Raw genomic sequence first — 18,699 nt, 5'->3', positions numbered from 1 at the left:
CACGAGCAGCAATACACGGCGCTGAAACTGTCCCATACTTAACAACGCGCTATAATTCCATTTCTAAATCTAAACTGACTTTATCGGCTTCACCTTGTCGTATTATTCATACTGTCTGCGGCTCGCCTTCGCGTCAATTTTGATTTGGAAATGGAATAACTACACATGACAGAGCTTAACTTTCTTTCAGATTGCCCAGTTATAGCGAGCCACTTCAATCCCGTCTTTTGCCCTTGAGGAGAAGCATCATGACATCATCTTTAATATATGCGAAATACACCTCGATACGCGCACGTACACTGCAGTTAATTGAGCCTCTGAGCGAAGAGGATTGCTGCGTACAGTCAATGCCGGAAATGAGCCCTGTGAAATGGCACCTTGGCCATATCGCATGGTTCTTTGAAACCTTTATATTGCAGCATTATGAGAAGTCATTCACACCTTTTCACCCAGCATTTCAAACCATGTTCAGCTCTTACAATAAGTCTGGCCAGACCCATCCAGATCCCTTGCGTGGGCTATTCACACGACCGTCCTTATCCATAGTCCGTGACTACTGCCGCACTGTGGACGAGCGTATGGCACAGGTCCTGAACAATAATGCCGATGATAGAATGGTAAACACCTTAACCATCCTGGGAATGAATCATGAGCGACAGCATCAGGAATTGATGCTCACAGACATCAAGCACTTGCTGTCTCGGAATCCGCTTAACCCTTGCTTTATCGTAGCGCAAGATCCTGCGCCAACAGCACCTAGATACCCGCTTTCTTCTGCCCTTCCTCCACTCGAATGGTGCCACTTCGAAGGGGGTCTTGTGGAGATCGGATATAAGGGAGAAGAATTTAGCTACGACAACGAGTCACCTCGACACAAGCAATACCTGCTCCCTTACCAACTTGCATCCAGGCTTGTCACCAATGGAGAATATCTTCAATTTATGAAAGCAGGCGGTTATCATAACCCCAGCTTCTGGTTCTCCGAAGGATGGGACTGGATCAAATCCCACGGTCGCGAGCACCCTCTATACTGGCGAGGTGATAATGGCGACTGGCAGGAATTTTCACTCAGCGGACTGGCGCTGCTAGACACATCTTTGCCAGTTATCCATATATCGCTTTACGAAGCTGAGGCCTACGCTCGATGGTCGGGTGCGAGGCTTCCTACCGAAGCCGAATGGGAGCATGCAGCCTCCCAACAAAAAATTGAAGGATGTTTTGCCGAGAATAACCGTTTTCATCCCTCTACCGTAGTGGTGGCCAGTAAGGCCGAGCCCGCTCAACTCTACGGTGATGCATGGGAATGGACGCAGTCAAGTTATTCACGCTATCCTGGCTATAACCCCGCAAAGCCTAACGATCACGAACCCATGTCCATAGTTTGGGATGAGGCAGTAGGTGAATATAATAGTAGGTCCATGGTGAATCAGTATGTATTGAGGGGCGGATCATGTGTCACTCCACGAAAGTGGATTCGTTCGAGTTTCCGCAACTTCTTACCTGCCAGTACTTCTTGGTACTTTACGGGTATCCGACTGGCACGCGACGCAACCTGATCATTTATTTCAGACTGGATTGTAGGTATCTTCCTGAAAAAACGAAAAAATTCATGGTTTTCTCACAGAAGCTTACCCATCCAACGGTAGGGAGAATGAAGAGTAACATACCCTTTTCCACATTTATCAACGCAATATTTGCCTAGCGAATGAGTTTTAATCGTTTATTGGTGCGTCAGCGCACAGAAAATACTAAATACAGCAATTATACTGTTTACTAGCTCCTATATTGGATGTATCTAATCCAAGGTTCTGGCGCTAGTAAATTTTTCCGCTCCTTACTATTTGGTAAGGAACTTCACTATTAATAATAATGAGGTAATCTATTATGAATAATTATCTGAAAGTGGCGTTTACTGTCGTGGTGTTAGCGTTCATTCTTTCTGCATGCGATTCCAGGGAAGAAAATAGGCGCGAAAACGTACTGGAGCAGAAAGCGGATAGAATGGAAGAAAAAGCGGATATGACGCGTAAGAGTGGGGAAGCTGCGGCCGATCGGATAGAAAAACGAGATCCAGGACTGACTGATTCACCCTCCACTGACCGTGCTGCCGAGGCCACTCGTGAGTCAACGGAGAGAAGCGCCGATCAAATGGAAGAGCAAGCTGATCGTATACGTGAGAAGAAGTAACGGTTGACCTGATCAACATCGGCTCCTCCTTTCGAAGAGGAGCCGCAGGAATACGGTACATGCTCTGTTACAAAAAGTAGAGGGAAGTAAGAGCCAAACTCTACGGGACGCTTGATTATGTATTTATTTCGTTTATTCATAAAATTTTGGCATATATTTGTACTTTTCAAAAACCCCGGGCACAAGCTGGCAGTAAGATCAATACTCTCAATTTGCTTTGAGTGCAGTATTTTCCAATACAGAAATGAGTCTGAAAAGAATTGGTGAATTTGAGTATTCGAACTTGATTCTGTCTTGATCTGGTTAAAAATATTTCATTCGTATTTTTATCATTGCATCATCAAGCAGATTGCTTGAGTCATTGCCAATGGATTGAAATAATGCCTGTCGCGCCTTATTGAGTGCCGCGGTAGCCTCATTACCGCTCATCTTTGATGCGACTATATCCAATTGTTCAAAGGCTATCCCGTTTTGAGATAGACAGTTGCATCTGGAAATGAATTCAGCTTTTCGAAAGGCGTCATCATGTATTTCATAATAATATTTGTCCTTTGTATCGGCGGCTGTTTCAGGAAAGAAGCATCGGCCATGGAAATTAACGGGCATTGGAAGTTAATATAGGGGTTAAAGAGATCAGTTCAGAACGCCTTGACTTTTCTAGCAAACTGTTACGGAATATGAATATATGCTAGATGTGTACACACGACAGCATGGTTTTTGAATTCAACCAAAGCATTATTGGTGGAATGTCGTGGTCGTGATTTGGTGAACTCCATACACAGCTTTTCCAGTAATCCAGCAACTTTATAGTTGAGATATTCCGAGCCATTATCAGCGTAAAATCTCAGGATAGTAAATAGAAAGTGTAGTCACAAGGTACACCTATCTGGTCAGCACGCCTGAGGCACGTGTTTTTTATCTGTATGGGACCACGGGTTTCTATGCGTAAAATTTTAGGGCAGGAAATCTAATAATATACTGCAATGGTCAATTCCATCACCCTGACCAGGTCAAATCGACAGCGACAGAAAGAAACAGCTGGATACTCTATATTTGGGTCAACGCTTTCGCTGGAATTCACTATGTTTTATACGAACTACTCCAATTGATCTCGGAAAATCTGCCGTGGCTGAAATCGGAATACAAACTAGCCTACAGCGCAACCTTTAGCATCCGCTGGCGCAAAACGGGCCAGCAGAGCACGCGCCGCTTCCACGGCAGGGCCAGTGGTTTTGCGCGGGTAGCATTCGATCAAGCACTCCGCGCTGCCGCCACGGATGGCGTTCAGCAATGCTTGCGGGCATTCCGAGGTATTATCGAACCACTCGATATTTTCACACGGCACATAACTCTCGGTCGCAAGCCCTTCCGAGAAGATCACCGCGTGCCGGTCAAGCAGCAGATGGAAGTATTCGATATCCTTGATACGAGTATCGCGAAACATAGTCACACCGTTAATCAGATACCTGGCGGGAATAAGTTGATTGCGGAAAAAAATCGCATGCTCCTGCGAGACGCAGACATCCCGCTCTGGCAACGCTGGACCGAAAGCGCCGGCAGTTATCCGCACCGGCGCACCTTTTGCCAGACCGAAAGGGGTAGTGATGCGTTGATAGCCAATCCACCGCAATGGTTGCCAGCCGCTGTTCAATGTGCGCACCTCGTCACCCACAGTCAGCTCCTCAACCGGGCAGTAACCATGTCGGGTCAGGATCCGGGTGCTACGAAGGAAGCAGGCGTGGTCATAGTTATAGATCTTACTACTACTTATAGACCCCGGAAATGTCACCGTAACGGTGCCTTCACCCAAATTGAGCCCGGCGCTAGTATAATTGTTTTCAAAAGTTTTGTTTTCATCAATGTGCCATTTAAATGTACTTTTATTTTCATTAACACTATCCACTACGGCATCAATGTTTTGAATAAAAGTATGGACTCCGTCAGACCATGTGACCGTAACCGCAATCTCATCCTCTTTTTCGAGAATGTCGTTTTCGTTGCCTGTTACAAAACTACCTTCACCACGCAATTTAAAACCGTTTTTAATAGCTTCATTCTTGGAAATAGAATTATCACCACCGGCAACACTCTTGATAGTGATACTTGTATAAGTGATCGCCATGCTATGATCATCATGATCATCATTATTTTTAGCCATGTTATAATTCTCCCTAGCACATGAAATAGTGGGTAATTCTCCGTGCGTGCATTACCAATAAAGTTTTTCAAACTTTTTTGGCAAAAACGGATCCCAATCAGCTTTCAAGCACTGCTTAACAACGTCATTCGTTTGGGCAAGCACTTGTTCAAGCCTTCCTTTTTTTAATCGAAATAATGAATATCGCAGGGAATTATCCTGTTCTGATGTAAGAATTCTTCATATATAAATAGTAAGTTATCTCGAATAATTACTATATCGGCAACAGTGGCTAATACCTGTAGTGTAAGTATCAAATATTTATTCGCACAATTGAAGTGAATCAAGTCTGGGTTTTCCACCAGAACCAACCAAGGAAAAAATCTTTGGCTAGATTTAACTAAGAAATCAGCAAGTAATATCTACGAGAGTTTTTGTTCGATCGTGTATAGGTTAGAGTAGAGATTAAAATTCTGTGAGAATTGAAGCAGAGGGTTGGAAGCATTGTTATTTATGTCAATGCTTCCGCTATAAAATTGTCGCGAATCCGCATATTTTGCACGCACTACCCCGGCCGATAGCCAAAGACTTGCCATCTACCAAGGCTGGGAACATACGAGCTAGCTTGCTGCGCGGTCCTTGGCATCCACTGGCGCAAAACGAGCAAGCAGAGCGCGAGCTGCTTCCACGGCAGGACCGGTAGTTTTGCGTGGATAGCATTCGATCAAGCACTCCGCGGTGCCAGCACGGATGGCGTTCAGTAATGCTTGCGGGCATTCCGCGGTGTTATCGAACCAATCGATGTTTTCACACGGTACATAACTCTCGGTGGCGAGTCCTTCTGAGAAGATCACTGCGTGCCGGTCGAGCAGCAGGTGGAAGTATTCGATGTCCTTGACACTGGTATCGCGAAATACGGTAACGCCATTGATCAAAAATCTGGCAGGGATAAGCTGATTGCGGAAAAAAATTGCGTGATCTTCAGAAACATAAACATCCCGCTCCGGCAACGCCGGCCCGAAAGCGCCGGCAGTAATGCGCACCGGTGCACCTTTTGCCAATCCGAAAGGGGTGGCAATGCGTTGATGACCTATCCAGCGCAGCGGCTGCCAACCGCCACTCAGTGTCCGCACTTCATCACCCACTGCCAGCTCTTCAACCGGGCAGTAGCCATGCCGGGTCAGAACCCGAGTACCTCGTAGGAAACATGCGTAAGTAAACCCAAAAGGGTTTGAAGTTGCACTGTTAGTTCCAGTGCCAAAAGTGACTGACACGCTGTCTGAACCAAGATTGAGTCCGGAAACAGTTGTAGAAAAATTACTTTCGTCAATATGCCAAGTAAAAGTTTTGTTGCTACCGGAACCACCAATACTGTCAACTATAGCGGAAATGGTTTGTGTGATACCACTTGGATGGGCTGCATCAAACCATTTAACAGTAACCGAAATAGTGTTGTCAGGTGAAATAGTGCTCAGATCAGATCCATTATAAGTACCACTCCCTGAAATACTAAAGCCCGAGGTAGTAGCTTCATTTCCGTCTATAGTATTATTTCCAGCAACACTTAGAATAGTAATGCTATTAAATTGTGTAGCCACGCTGTTTATTCTCCCTGGTTCATAAAATAATTGGTAATTCGATGTGTATAACGTGTACCGCAGTAATAAAAAATGTGTTAATCGTTAAATTTCATACGCCATAACTCTTTAATTAATTTGATCTCTTATCAAAAACGCGCTAAAAACGAACCCAGAGAGTTTTGCTTACACTTCATTTTGGCAAAATCGCATATCAATTAGCTTTTGAATACTGCCTGACGCTATTCGCTTAATATCGTCATTCGTTTACGCAAGCCTTCATTCAAGTCTTCCTTAATTTATTTAATCAAATAGTGAAAAATGAAATAAGTTATTTTCTTTTTATAATGTAGGAATAATTCCTACATTATAAAATATTATAAGACTTTTTCTTAATATGATGTAGGAATTTTTCTTACTTATATTAAATATCGTATGAATTATTCCTACTCCATATAGGAATTTTTCCTATATGTCAGAAACATTACTGGAAATGTATATTGCAGGCGTTTTTTCCTACATTAATATAGGAAATGTTCTTATATGATTGGTTTGTTATTTCAGATTTTCACAATACCGGCTACAGTAGCTGGTACATGTGCTACAAGTGCTATCAATTTAACTTTCGGTAGCTAAACCGGATTGAGGCACTGTTGATTTTTAGAGGAATAAAATTACGAACAGAGTAACAATTGGTAAGAAATACCTTATTACTCATAGGCCAATTCACTCATCGCAAACACAATGAGCCAAAATGTTGGAATGATAATTGTGGATGATTACGCAATATCTACAGTATCGAGTACCTGAGGCATAGATTCTTGCCTGGAAATCTTCAGCAGTTCGAGTCCGGCCAGCCCCAAACCCAGTTTGCGTGAGTCATTCTTCCCCCAGGACTGAGGTGAACTGGCGTCTGGCAGTTGAAACTTTATTCGGTACGTACTTTTCCCATCCAGATACGCTCGATTTAGCGGCAACAGGAAAGGCGCATTGTGCGTAGTGCGGTCTAATCTCCAGCATAATAAAGGATGGCTGTTAATACTCACCACCACGCGCTGGAACAAGCGGTCCGGCGGCAAATAAGTGCGAAGATAGAGTAACAGCTCGATGCGATCGTCCACTGCTTCGAGTTCGAACTGGATAGTCGCTTCAGAACCGTCTGTCCAGCGACCCCAAGGCTCATCGATAGACCAGCCCTCGCCAAAAAATCCCGTCAAAGTATGTTCTTCATTGGCAGCAATATAGCAGCTAAACGGTAGACGTGGCTGGGGGACGATTTTGACGGGCGTGTTGCACTCAACTAATACTTCGGTAGAAGGTGACGAAGAGAAGGAATGGCAATTTCCTTGCAAGACCGGGGTTAGCGTCGTGCTTACCTTATAAGCTGCCACACCAGTCATCGCCGCGATACTGCGTAATTGAGGCTTTTCTTCGGAGCCATTTCGGACGAAAACGCCTGCTTCTGCGTTCTTGTGCGTCTGTCGTAGCCAGACAGAGAACTGATGCGCACGCGCTGCTTCACTGTGACTTAAACAAAGTTGCTGGGCCAGAACGTCGGCCTCCACAGCCTGGCTGTCTCCCAGATCTGACATCAATGCTTCTGTCCCAGCAGGGTTTTCAAAGCAGGCCGGTCCCGCATGCGCATCGAGCACTCGAGTCAGGTTTTCCCGCGTCAGCAGCCCAGCACTGCCCCGCTCATCCGCTATAATGACGGGCGTGCCGGCCGCCGCGGCTTGAAGCGCTGGTTGGCCGGTTGCGATCACACAGCTATAACGTGTATAAAACTCGGGTGGAACACCCTGGGCGCATGCGGCATAGGGGAAGCGTTCGAGCCGCATTCCTAACACTTCGCAGGCTGCCGCCACGGTTGAACTAAAGGCTGCGTCATCGGATATCATGAGTACGCCATTCCGCTGTATGCCATTCCGTTGGTAAGTCGCTGATTCTGAAGAAGGACAGCCCTCCGTCTCTATTCCAGCGGCGAGACTGAATTGCCGATTCAGCGGAATACCGCACTCCACCAGAATCCCTCGCAGTAAGGGTGTGTCGGAGAGATAACCCATGATGTAAGGGTGCACCGGGAAGACGCCTTGCAAGATGCCATAAACCGTCACGCCGTAAACCACAGGCTGACACGGATTCTTGCCCAGTATCTCATTAATCGCCGGCAGATCCCAACAAAGATACACATCCGGCTTTCTCTCATCCGAATTAAGATCCGTCAGAGACTTAACAGTTGTCCAGCCTGCTTCCTCCTGTAACGAATTCGATCCTCTATTGATAATGACAGCGCCCACTGATTCGCGGCTCTGCTCCAAAAGGTGCAGTACCCGGCGATAAGCATCGCAAAGCGCCGGTTGAATGGGCGCAATCAGACATAGATTTAAAACCTGTTTTTCCATTGCTTATGAGGGATATAATTCTATTTCTAAATCAAAACTTACTTTGTCAGCTTCACCTTTCCGTATTAGTTATACTGTCTGCGGCTCGCCTTCACGTCATTTTTAATTAGGAATGTAATATGAAGTAAAACGCATTCAGCTGCTTTTCTAAACACTCAAAACAGTTTTAGCATAACCGCAAGCATTCCATAACCATAATTATTAAGTCGGCATATATTGTATTCTAATAATTAGCAAGGAATCGAGTGGTTTTACAACCCTGAACGTTCACAATGCTATAGCGGTTGATGAAGCAGAACAATTATTCCCCACCTTGTCCTCTCCTTCAAATCACTCCCTTTATCCAACTTTGCGCAATGTCCACAAAGGAGGATGTGTCAAGGTTGAGCGCGTTCCCAGCAATCCTGCAATAGTGACGCCTATCATCCCCACCAGAATGCCGACGAGCCAAATCCAGGCGTTAAAGGTATAAGGAACGTGCAAGACATACTTAGCGATCACATAAGCAAGCACGCTCGCACCGGCTGATGCAAAGATTCCCACCAGACCACCCAGTATGGCAAATTCAGCCGCCCAGGCACGAACCAGTTGCCTACGTTTAGCGCCCAATGTGCGAAAAATAGCTGCCTCATAAATCCGCTCATCCTGGGTTGCTGAAATAGCAGCATAAAGCACGATAAAACCAGCCAATAAAGTAAATAAAAACACAAATTCTATCGCGCGAGATACTTGCGCAATCATTTTCTGTACCTGCTCGATTACAGTTGCCACATCAATTACCAGCAAATTGGGAAAACTTCTGACCAATTCGTGCATCACGCCAGCTTGTGAAGGTGGCAAATAAAAGCTGGTCACATAATTAATCGGATACGCATCTAGCTCGCCAGGACGTGCGATTACAAAAAAATTGACTCGAAAGGTATCCCAGTCAACTTTCCGCAGGCTGGTAATCGTGGCTGAGAACTGGCTACCCGCAATATCAAATGTTAAACGATCGCCTAATTTGACCTCAATGATTCCGGCAACTTCCTCCTCCAGGGATAATTCGTGATCAAGCAAATCTACTCCCCGCCACCAGCGACCTGCCACAATCTCATTATCCGGCTGGAGTTTATCTGCCCAGGACAGATTGAATTCACGGTTTAGCAGTTGCTTCTTCCGTGCCTCAGTATCATCGTCGATGCGCACTGGCTGGCCGTTAATCGTCACCAAACGACCGCGCACCATCGGATAGAGATCAGGCTGCTGCATCTCACGCTGCGCAAAAAATTCTGCCAAAGGCAATATCTGATCAGGCTGAATATTGATCAGAAACCGGTTAGGTGTATTAGGCGGCAAGCTGGTGCGCCAATCCTTTAGTAAATCACTCTGGATCAGGGTGAGTACTAACATCGCCATCAAACCCAGTCCCAATGCGATCGACTGAACGAGACTGGCAATCGTTCGACGCCGGATATTGGCTAGCCCATAACGCCACGCACTTGCAGCTTGCTGACGTACCAGCATTAATAACTTAATCAATACCCAACCCAGTAATGCAAAAACTGCAATAGCAGCCATGAATCCAAGCATTACCAGGATTCCCATCCGCAGTTCGCCTGCTTCCCATATGAATAAGGTAGAGAGTGCCAACAGTCCAAAGGCGTAACCTGCCAGACCATGCAAATTGGTCATGCCAAAATCGCGACGCAATACCCGTAACGCAGGCACACGCCGTAAATTAAGTAACGGGGGCAAGGAAAATCCAAGCAACAATACCATACCGCTCAATAAGCCATGTACCGCAGGTAGTCCACTGGGCAAGGGTAATGATGTTTCAATCAATCCTGCCAACCAATGCGATAAAAACTCTTGTGCAACAAAACCCAGCATGCAACCTAACCCGCTGGCCACCAATCCCAATATGACGAAATGATACAGATACAGACGCAATATCGTTGCCTGACTTGCTCCCAGGCAGCGCATGATCGCACATCCATCAAGGTGACGCTGAGTAAAGCGGCGCACAGCAAGCGCCATGGCTGCGGCCGCGACGACTACACTCGCTAGCGCAGTCAGACTTAGGAATTTTTCTGCACGCTCCAATGCGGAGCGGATTTCCGGACGCGAATCACGTATGCCTTCGATGCGCTGTCCAGGAACGAGTTGTTTCTGCGCCCAGCTACGAAACTCGGCTACCTGTTTTTCTTCACCCGCCACCAGCAGTTGATAGGTCACTCGACTTCCTGGCTGAATCAGATGGGTCGCAACCAGATCATCTGCATTCATCAATAATCTTGCCCCCATATTGATAAAACCGACAGAATAATCCGGCTCACGCGCAACCAACGCAGCTACGGTCATCCGGGTAGCACCGACTTCCAGTGTCTCACCTGGAGTAATATCGAGACCAGCCATTAATTTTTCATCGATCCAGACCGTGCCTGGAGAAGGAATACTTTGCGCCACATAGGTCTTTTGTTCTGTGATGATTTCACTGGCAGTGTGCGCAAGCCGCAATTCACCCCGTAGCGGATAGCCAGCTGATACCGCCCTGATTTCAGCCAGGAGATTATTCTCTTCCTTGCTCACCATGCTAGAAAACCGGGTCAATGTAGCGGTCTTTAAACTGAGTTGCTCGGCTTTATCCATATAATGGGCTGGCAAAGGACGATCACCAATGACAAGTAAATCAGCGCCCAGTAATCGATTACTCTCCCTGGAAAGGGCAAGCTGCACTCGATCAGCAAAAAATCCAACCGTAGTGACGCTGCTCACCGCAATCATGAGTGCCAACACAAGTATGCGTAATTCACCTGCGCGCCAATCACGACGCAACATACGAAAGGAGAGTCGAAAAAGATTCATAAAGATCATTCCATCAAAAATTTACAGCATGGTATTCATTTTATTCCATTTCTAAATCAAAACTCACTTTGTCAGCTTCACCTGGCCGTATTATTTTTATACTGTCTGTGGCTCGCCTTCGCGTCATGTTTGATTTGGAAATGGAATGACTTCGGTAGTGGTCAATCACTCAGGAAGCAGCATGCTAGAATGCTCGTTGATGGGAGTCTCCCGGCTGCCTGAGAATCGGTCGAGATACAGGTAAATCACCGGGGTAATAAACAAGGTAATCACTTGGGAAAATAATAAGCCCCCTATCACTGCCAGCCCCAGCGGTTGCCGCAATTCAGCGCTGGCACCGAGGCCAAGGGCAATCGGCAGCGCACCCATCATAGCAGCGAGTGTGGTCATCATGATTGGGCGAAAACGTAACAGGCAAGCTGAACGAATTGCTTGATAGGGTGTCAGATGCTGCTCCCGTTGGGCGTCCAGCGCAAAATCGATCATCATGATGGCATTTTTCTTAACAATACCGATAAGCAATAAAATACCGATCATGGCCATAATGGAAAGCTCAATATCGAATAACCATAATATGCCCAGCGCACCCACCGCTGCGGAAGGAAGACCGGCAAGAATCGTAATTGGATGGATATAGCTTTCGTAGAGCACCCCGAGTAACACATAAATAACCAGCAGTGCCGCCAAAATCAGGATGAACTGGCTTGTTTGGGAAGATTGAAAAGCTGCCGCATCGCCGGCAAAGCTGGTCAGAATACTGTCAGGTAGATTCATTTCATGTTTGAATTGTTCGATCAGTTTAGCAGCATCCCCCAACGCGGCACCTGGTGCAAGATTAAACGAGATCGTTAAAGATTCAAGCTGTCCCACATGATTGATTGCCAGCGGCCCCATTTCGCGCACTACCGTCGCCACGCTCGGCAAGGGTACGAGTACACCATTTTTTGCTCGCAAGTGAATGTTGTCAAAAGCACTTTCATCGGTACGATATTCTCCTGCCACCTGCAGAATGACGCGATAACTGTCGCTTGAGGTGAAAATGGTCGAAACCTGCCGTTCGCCAAAGGCACTATACAACGCTGACCGAATCGCTGCGACTTCGATACCGAGCAAATTAGCTTTATCACGATCAATTTCGAGCCGGGCTTGCAGTCCTTTGAGTTTCATGTCACTTGTCACATCCCGGAACACGGCGTGCTGCTGCATACGCGACATGACGGCATCTGCTGCTGCATACAAATCCTCAGTCCGCACGCTGCGCATCACGTATTGATAGCGGCTCTTGCTGGGCATACTACCAATTCTCAGATTTTGCGAGGGCGTCATGAATATCTTGACGCCAGCCATACCGCGTACTTCCTTACGCAATACTTCCAGCACCTTGCTCATCGCGGGGCGTTCGCTACGTGGCTTAAGACCGATAAACATGCGTGCGTTGTTAGCGCCTTCCGTAAAAGTAATGCTATTATCAACAAAAGGATGAGCCCGAATGATTTCACTGGTTTGTTCTACCAAGCGGGTCAAGGCTGGAAAGGAAATATCTTCTGCTGCTTCAATCGAAATCATGATTCGACCCGTATCTTCTTCGGGAAAGAAGCCTTTGGGCAGCACCAGAAAGAGTACACCCGCCACAACAAAGGTACTCATGGCAATTCCCAGCACGGTGCGCCGATGACGCAACGCCCAGTCCAGCAAATAGGTATAGACTGTCAGCAGATAATTAAATCCGTTCTCAAACCATTGCGTTAATCTCATACTCCATCCATCTGATGAATGCAATACCAGATAACGGCTTGCCATCATGGGAATCAGCGTGAGCGAAACAACAGCCGACACCAGTACTGCGATACTGACGACGGCAGCAAATTCGTGAAACATCATGCCGATTACCCCTGGCATGAAAAAAAGTGGTATAAAGACAGCTACCAGCGAAATTGAAATGGAGAGGATGGTAAAGGTAATCTCTCTTGAACCATGTAATGCTGCCTGCAATGGGGACAAGCCATTTTCAATATGACGCACAATGTTTTCCAGCATCACAATGGCATCGTCTACCACTAGCCCTACGGCGAGGGTAATAGCCAGCAGGGAAATATTATCGAGCGTATAGTCAAAAACGCGCATCAGCATCACCGTACCTAGTAAAGAAATCGGTAACGATAACGCAGGAATAAGCGTGACAGTAGGCTTACGCAGAAACAGGAACATAACCAAAATCACCAGCGCAACGGTTAAGCCAAAAGTCAGTTGCACATCAAAAATCGCTTCCCGGATGGATTGAGAACGATCAAGATAAAAGGCCAATTGCGCCGAAGCAGGTAATTGAGCACTTATTTTCGGCAAGGCGACCTTGACAGCATCAACAGCGGCCACGACATTCGCTCCAGGCTGTGCATAAATAAGCAAGCCGATGGATGGCTGGCCATTTGTCCAGCTCGCAGTCTTGACCGATTCCACACTATTTTCAACCACAGCCACTTCTGATAATTTAACCGGATGACCGTTGGGCGTGGTAGCAACAATCAACTCTGCAAAGGCATCAGCGTTATCAAGCTGGCGATTAGCCTGAACGATCAAGGTCTGACGAGGCCCATCTAGTGTCCCAACAGGCGAATTGTCATTGGCCCTCGCTAATGCTTCTGCGATATCATCCACTGTTAAGTTGCGCGCGGCCAGTGCCAGTGGATTGACCTGCACGCGTACTGCATACTTTTTCTGACCATTGGGTCGTATTTCACCTATGCCCGGCAGGGTAGACAAAGCCGGTACAATCAGCTTATCAGCAAAATTATTTAGCTCGGGTAATGGCATCGTTTCTGATGTCAGCGAAAGGATGGTAACCGGCGTATCGGCTGGATTGACTTTGCGATAGGAAGGCATCGTGGTCATTTCCACCGGCAACGATTGCTGCGCCCGCAACAATGCCGCTTGTACGTCGACTGCTGCACCGTCCATATCACGATCCTGATTAAATTCCAGCGTGACCACAGTAGTCCCTTGCGTACTGGTTGAGCTGATGACTGATAAACCTGCAATCGCTAAAAACTGGCGCTCAAGAGGAGTGGCCACAGCCGAGGCCATCGTATCTGGACTGGCTCCCGGTAACACGGCATTGACGGTAATGGTGGGGGTATCAAAACGCGGTAATGCTGCAATAGGAACACCGCTATAAGCCAGAATGCCAGCAATGACGGCTGTCAATGACAACAATATTGTCATTACCGGGCGGCGTATGCATAATTCTGCCAGATTCATTGCTTGCTTAAAGAGAGGTGGGAAGGGGTGGATTGCCGTTATTGCCAGAATCCGGTCTCAACCTGCCCTGATCAGAATGCAATATTTGCCCGCAAGTTCTGCTCGGGTTTACCGTAGTGCCGGCACGAAGATGCTGGGCCCCTTCAATTACGACACACTTACCCGGTTCTATCCCTTCTACTACAGCAATACCTTCCTGGATCAACTTGACATTAACTCGTTGCAGAATTGCTTTATTATCTTCTCCCACGGTAAAAAGAAATTGACCGTTAGGTCCGGTTTGTAGAGCCTGAGCGGGAACGGTTAATACCTTAGGCAATAGACTGGCTATCAACGTCACATTAGCAAACATGCCAGGCCAGAACTTTCCGTCTGCATTAGCAAATTCGGCCTTGACCTGGATCGTACCACTGGCGGTATCGACTGCACTATCAATAAATACGATATGCCCCTCTCGCTCCTGTTTGTCAGAAAGGTTAAGCTGGGCACTGACTGTCACTTTTCCTTTGGTAAGCGCTTGTTTCAGAGCGGCTAATTCACGCTCAGGCAGCTCAAATCTGACATAAATGGGGTCAATCTGCGTAATGCTTACCAGCAAAGAAGCTTCCGGTCGGACCAGACTGCCGGGATAAACCTGGATAGCACCTGTCCGGCCTGCAATCGGTGCCACAATCTCCCCATAACCACGTGTGACACGGTCCGCCTGCACGGCAGCCTCATCAAATTTCAGTTGATTCCGCAGCAGCTCAACCTGGTTTTCTGCAACATCCAGTGTTGCCTGAGAAATAAAATTTTTGTGAAACAATTCCCGTTGGCGATGGAGCTGACGCATTGAATCCTGCAATTCGACCTTTGTCTTGGCGAGCTGGGCAATGGATTTAGCTAGATTGGCTTCCTCAGCGCGTGTATCGAGGGTAAACAATCGTTCACCCTTAGCCACGAACTGGCCTTCCTTGATATGAACTGTTTTGATCGCGGCTGCGACCTGCGGCCGCACCTCAACTATTTGTATAGGCGATACGGTACCTTTAGTCTTAAATTTGACCGGCACATCACGTTGTGAAGTCATAGTTGTCACCACTGGAACCGGAATTACACTTGCTTCATTTTTTGGGATACGATGGGCAGCAGAATCATAAGTTCGCAGAAACCAAAAACCAGTTGCCAGTACAACAAGCATAAAACTTATGAAAGCCACCCTCAAATAGCCTTTGCCAGCGGCCGAAGTCTGTTGGGAAATTGTTGCTGCCAATACCTTATTTGTCATTACTCTATCAAAAAAGATCTGAATATAGGGTCAAATCCTTTCAATTGTTTATTCTACCGCTGACCATTCGTATTCGCCGGGAGCAACGATTAGATAAGGCTTCATCATGGGTCACGAGCACAAGCGTTGTTCCTCGTTCACGATTTAACTCAAACATCAGCTCGATGATTTGGGCGCCCGTTGCAGAATCGAGGTTACCAGTTGGCTCATCGGCAAATAACATTTTCGGCTGAGTTACGAAAGCGCGGGCAATCGCAACACGTTGCTGCTCACCACCTGAAAGTTGCCGAGGATAATGTCTAAGACGCATTCCTAGTCCAACTCGCTCAAGCAATGCCTGTGCTGCTCGCCTCGCATCATTTATACCTGCAAGCTCCAATGGCAACATTACATTCTCGATAGCGGTCAGCGCAGGCAATAATTGAAATGACTGAAACATGAAACCAAGCAGTCTACTGCGTAAAGCCGCCCGTTCATCCTCATCCAGCAGGAAAATATCCTCACCATCCAGATAAACATGACCACTGGTCGGAACATCCAAGCCGGCCAATAGTCCAAGTAAGGTAGATTTTCCCGAACCAGAAGCACCTACTATAGCGATCGATTCGCCTGCATTTACTTCTAGGGAGATATCCTGCAAAATCGTTAGCTGATTGTCGCCGGTATCGACTTGTTTAGTAAGGGAGTCTGTTCGCACGATAGGATGTGCCATTTGTTTAGCACGATTATTCATCATGAAAAATTTTTTGATCATTCTCTTTGTTCTATTCCATATTGCTTCTTATGCCGTAGCCAACCCAGTTAATGGCATAACTGTTATGATTTTTGGAGATAGCTTATCAACCGGCTATGGTATGCCAGCAGAAGTTGGATGGGTGAATCTGCTTAAACAGCGAATGCAGGCGCTCTCCCCTCATTATCAAGTAATCAATGTCAGTATCAGCGGTGAAACAACGCTGGGGGGACGTAATCGTATTGAGCAAGCACTCAAAACGCATCAACCAGACATCGTCATCATCGAATTAGGTGGTAATGATGGTTTACGCGGCGCATCCATTCAATCTATCCATGATAATCTAGGGGTCATCATTCAAGTTTGCCAGCGAAATAATGTCACGCCTTTACTCGCTGGCATGCAACTACCGCCCAATTATGGCATAGCCTACACCCAAAAGTTCCGCAATATTTATCCCCAACTTGCTGAGCATTATCAATTAAAGCTGATTCCTTTTCTACTGGACGGATTTGGTGATAAGCGGGAGTTTTTTCAAGCGGATGGAATTCATCCTGACGTAGCGGCACAAAAGTTGATTACAGAAAATGTCTGGGAAGTGTTATACCCGATGCTGGAATCAAACTACTCTTCTGTGCAGAAAAAAATACAATTTGAACCAGCATTTGATAACTAATTTAAGAACAAAAAAACCAGAATATTCAAATAGTGTTCGAAGGCTGTGAAGGAAGCGAAGCGAGCGCCTCAAGCGCGAGGTGGGCGAAACGCGGCTCTATGAGAAAACTCGCACGCTCGTTTTTACGGCCTAGCAACTGTAGTTTCCTCATCCAATCTCTGCAGAAAAGCTGTCAGATCATTGGGTAATGGGGCTTCCAGGCAAATATATTCCCCTGTTGCTGGATGCATCATCTTCAAACTAGCCGCGTGCAGAAACATGCGCTTTAAGCCAAGTCTTTGCTTCCCTTTCATCAGTTCCTTATTCAACTCAAAATCGCCATATTTATCATCCCCTACAATCGGAAAACCTAGATGTGCCAAATGGACCCGGATTTGATGGGTACGGCCGGTTTTTAATTCTGCCTCGAGCAAGCTAAAGTTTTGCCAATTTTTTTTCAAAGTAAACACGGTATGGGCTGGCAATTCTTTTTTTTCCTCATTCTTCCCTGAAATAACCATGACACGCCGCTCACCGTCAGCGGTAACAAATTTATTAAGTGATAATTTCACACTCTGTTTAGCATTGCGCCATCTACCCCTGACAATTACCCAATAACGTTTTTGGACGATTCCCTCTCGAATTTGTCGATGTGCCTCGACCAATGCGCTGCGCTTCTTGGCAAGCAGCAAAACGCCAGAGGTTTCCCGATCTAGGCGGTGTACCAGTTCTAGAAATTTCCAGTCAGGATAATGAGCGCGTAATTGTTCGATCACACCATAGCTAATGCCACTGCCACCATGCACTGCGATGCCGGATGGTTTATTAATAGCCAAAAGCCATTTATCTTCAAACAATACTTCGAAAGCAGCAGGAGGAGGTTTTATTATTTTTTGAGCACTCTGGAATGTTCTAATTGGCGGAATACGCACCTTATCATTCTGCTGCAAGCGATAATCAGCATTGATTCGCTTACTATTGACACGTACCTGACCGCTACGCAAGAGTTGATAAATGTGACTCTTGGGCACCCTTTTAAAGCGCTTGAAGAAAAAATTATCAATACGTTGCCCATCGGCCTCTTCATTGATATTTTCTACAATGACCATATCTGGCATAATATTTTTGTTTAACGTATTAATTTTACCTATACTCTTCATTTGGAATTCACATATTTACCCATATACTACATAAATCGTGTATCAATTACATGATGAGCATAATTACACGGGGTAATGGTTAACTCACTCGATAGTTTTAAAGTTTTGAAGTGTTGAAGAAAATCAGCACTGATTTGGTTAATGTCGCTCACCACCTAAAGTAGCGATAGTAATTGATTTGCGCGCTCAAAGCACATATGAATTTAGTTTCCGGTTTCGTAGTACCCGCCGACGGGATAGACTTTGTCGAAACCTTGTATAACTTGATTTCAATCCTGTTTCCACAATTTACAGGAACCAAGATACACGCTAGAAATTGGCCAATCTTCACGGAAAGGAAAATTAAAGAAGGTCTGAATAAGAGAAAGAATGTTGGAAGCACTCAGAGCATGAGCTCCCATAAAACAAGCCAAACAAATTTTGGCGTAGCTCCTTATCATCAAGAAACACTAAAGGGGTCAAGCTCCGCGATACTGCGA

At 46.2% G+C, this 18,699-nt stretch carries 11 protein-coding genes; 3 read left to right on the top strand and 8 right to left on the bottom strand.

Annotation, left to right across the window (positions count from 1 at the left end):
* Nucleotides 1-248: 248 nt before the first annotated feature.
* Entirely contained in the window at nt 249-1,556 is a 1,308-nt protein-coding gene (gene egtB, locus BM122_RS03155) for an ergothioneine biosynthesis protein EgtB (RefSeq protein ID WP_074903582.1), read from the top strand.
* Between the two features lie 328 nt (nt 1,557-1,884).
* Nucleotides 1,885-2,187, top strand: a complete 303-nt coding sequence (locus BM122_RS03150; protein ID WP_074903571.1) for a hypothetical protein — start codon at nt 1,885-1,887, stop codon at nt 2,185-2,187.
* A gap of 1,147 nt (nt 2,188-3,334) precedes the next feature.
* On the opposite strand, the gene BM122_RS03140 is transcribed toward BM122_RS03150, so the two are convergent.
* From BM122_RS03140 to BM122_RS03110, 7 genes are all read right to left on the bottom strand, one after another.
* Nucleotides 3,335-4,345: a Hint domain-containing protein gene (locus tag BM122_RS03140; protein WP_074903567.1), complete on the bottom strand. Its 1,011-nt coding sequence runs from the start codon at nt 4,343-4,345 to the stop codon at nt 3,335-3,337.
* A 599-nt stretch (nt 4,346-4,944) separates the two neighbouring features.
* Nucleotides 4,945-5,922, bottom strand: a complete 978-nt coding sequence (locus BM122_RS03135; RefSeq protein ID WP_074903565.1) for a Hint domain-containing protein — start codon at nt 5,920-5,922, stop codon at nt 4,945-4,947.
* 758 nt (nt 5,923-6,680) lie between these two features.
* A complete protein-coding gene (locus BM122_RS03130) occupies nt 6,681-8,303 on the bottom strand; it encodes a hypothetical protein (RefSeq protein ID WP_074903563.1) in 1,623 nt (540 codons plus the stop codon).
* A gap of 339 nt (nt 8,304-8,642) precedes the next feature.
* Nucleotides 8,643-11,150 (bottom strand): ABC transporter permease, encoded by a 2,508-nt coding sequence (locus BM122_RS03125; protein WP_074903561.1) that lies wholly within the window; start codon nt 11,148-11,150, stop codon nt 8,643-8,645.
* A 165-nt stretch (nt 11,151-11,315) separates the two neighbouring features.
* Nucleotides 11,316-14,405, bottom strand: a complete 3,090-nt coding sequence (locus tag BM122_RS03120; RefSeq protein ID WP_074903559.1) for an efflux RND transporter permease subunit — start codon at nt 14,403-14,405, stop codon at nt 11,316-11,318.
* Nucleotides 14,406-14,412: 7 nt separating this feature from the next.
* A complete protein-coding gene (locus BM122_RS03115) occupies nt 14,413-15,672 on the bottom strand; it encodes an efflux RND transporter periplasmic adaptor subunit (RefSeq protein ID WP_074903557.1) in 1,260 nt (419 codons plus the stop codon).
* 40 nt (nt 15,673-15,712) lie between these two features.
* Nucleotides 15,713-16,408: an ABC transporter ATP-binding protein gene (locus tag BM122_RS03110; RefSeq protein WP_074903611.1), complete on the bottom strand. Its 696-nt coding sequence runs from the start codon at nt 16,406-16,408 to the stop codon at nt 15,713-15,715.
* On the opposite strand from BM122_RS03110, the gene BM122_RS03105 reads away from it, so the two are divergent.
* On the top strand, nt 16,407-17,081 hold the full coding sequence (locus BM122_RS03105) for an arylesterase (protein WP_074903555.1): 675 nt from the start codon (nt 16,407-16,409) through the stop codon (nt 17,079-17,081). The two genes, BM122_RS03110 and BM122_RS03105, sit on opposite strands and share 2 nt — an antisense overlap.
* 122 nt (nt 17,082-17,203) lie before the next feature.
* On the opposite strand, the gene BM122_RS03100 is transcribed toward BM122_RS03105, so the two are convergent.
* Nucleotides 17,204-18,220 (bottom strand): RluA family pseudouridine synthase, encoded by a 1,017-nt coding sequence (locus BM122_RS03100; RefSeq protein ID WP_074903553.1) that lies wholly within the window; start codon nt 18,218-18,220, stop codon nt 17,204-17,206.
* Nucleotides 18,221-18,699: the final 479 nt, after the last annotated feature.

The organism is Nitrosomonas communis, assembly GCF_900114745.1.
GTDB lineage: Bacteria > Pseudomonadota > Gammaproteobacteria > Burkholderiales > Nitrosomonadaceae > Nitrosomonas > Nitrosomonas communis_A.
Note: the sequence above shows the minus strand (reverse complement) of the source record. Positions and strands in the feature narration are given on the sequence as shown.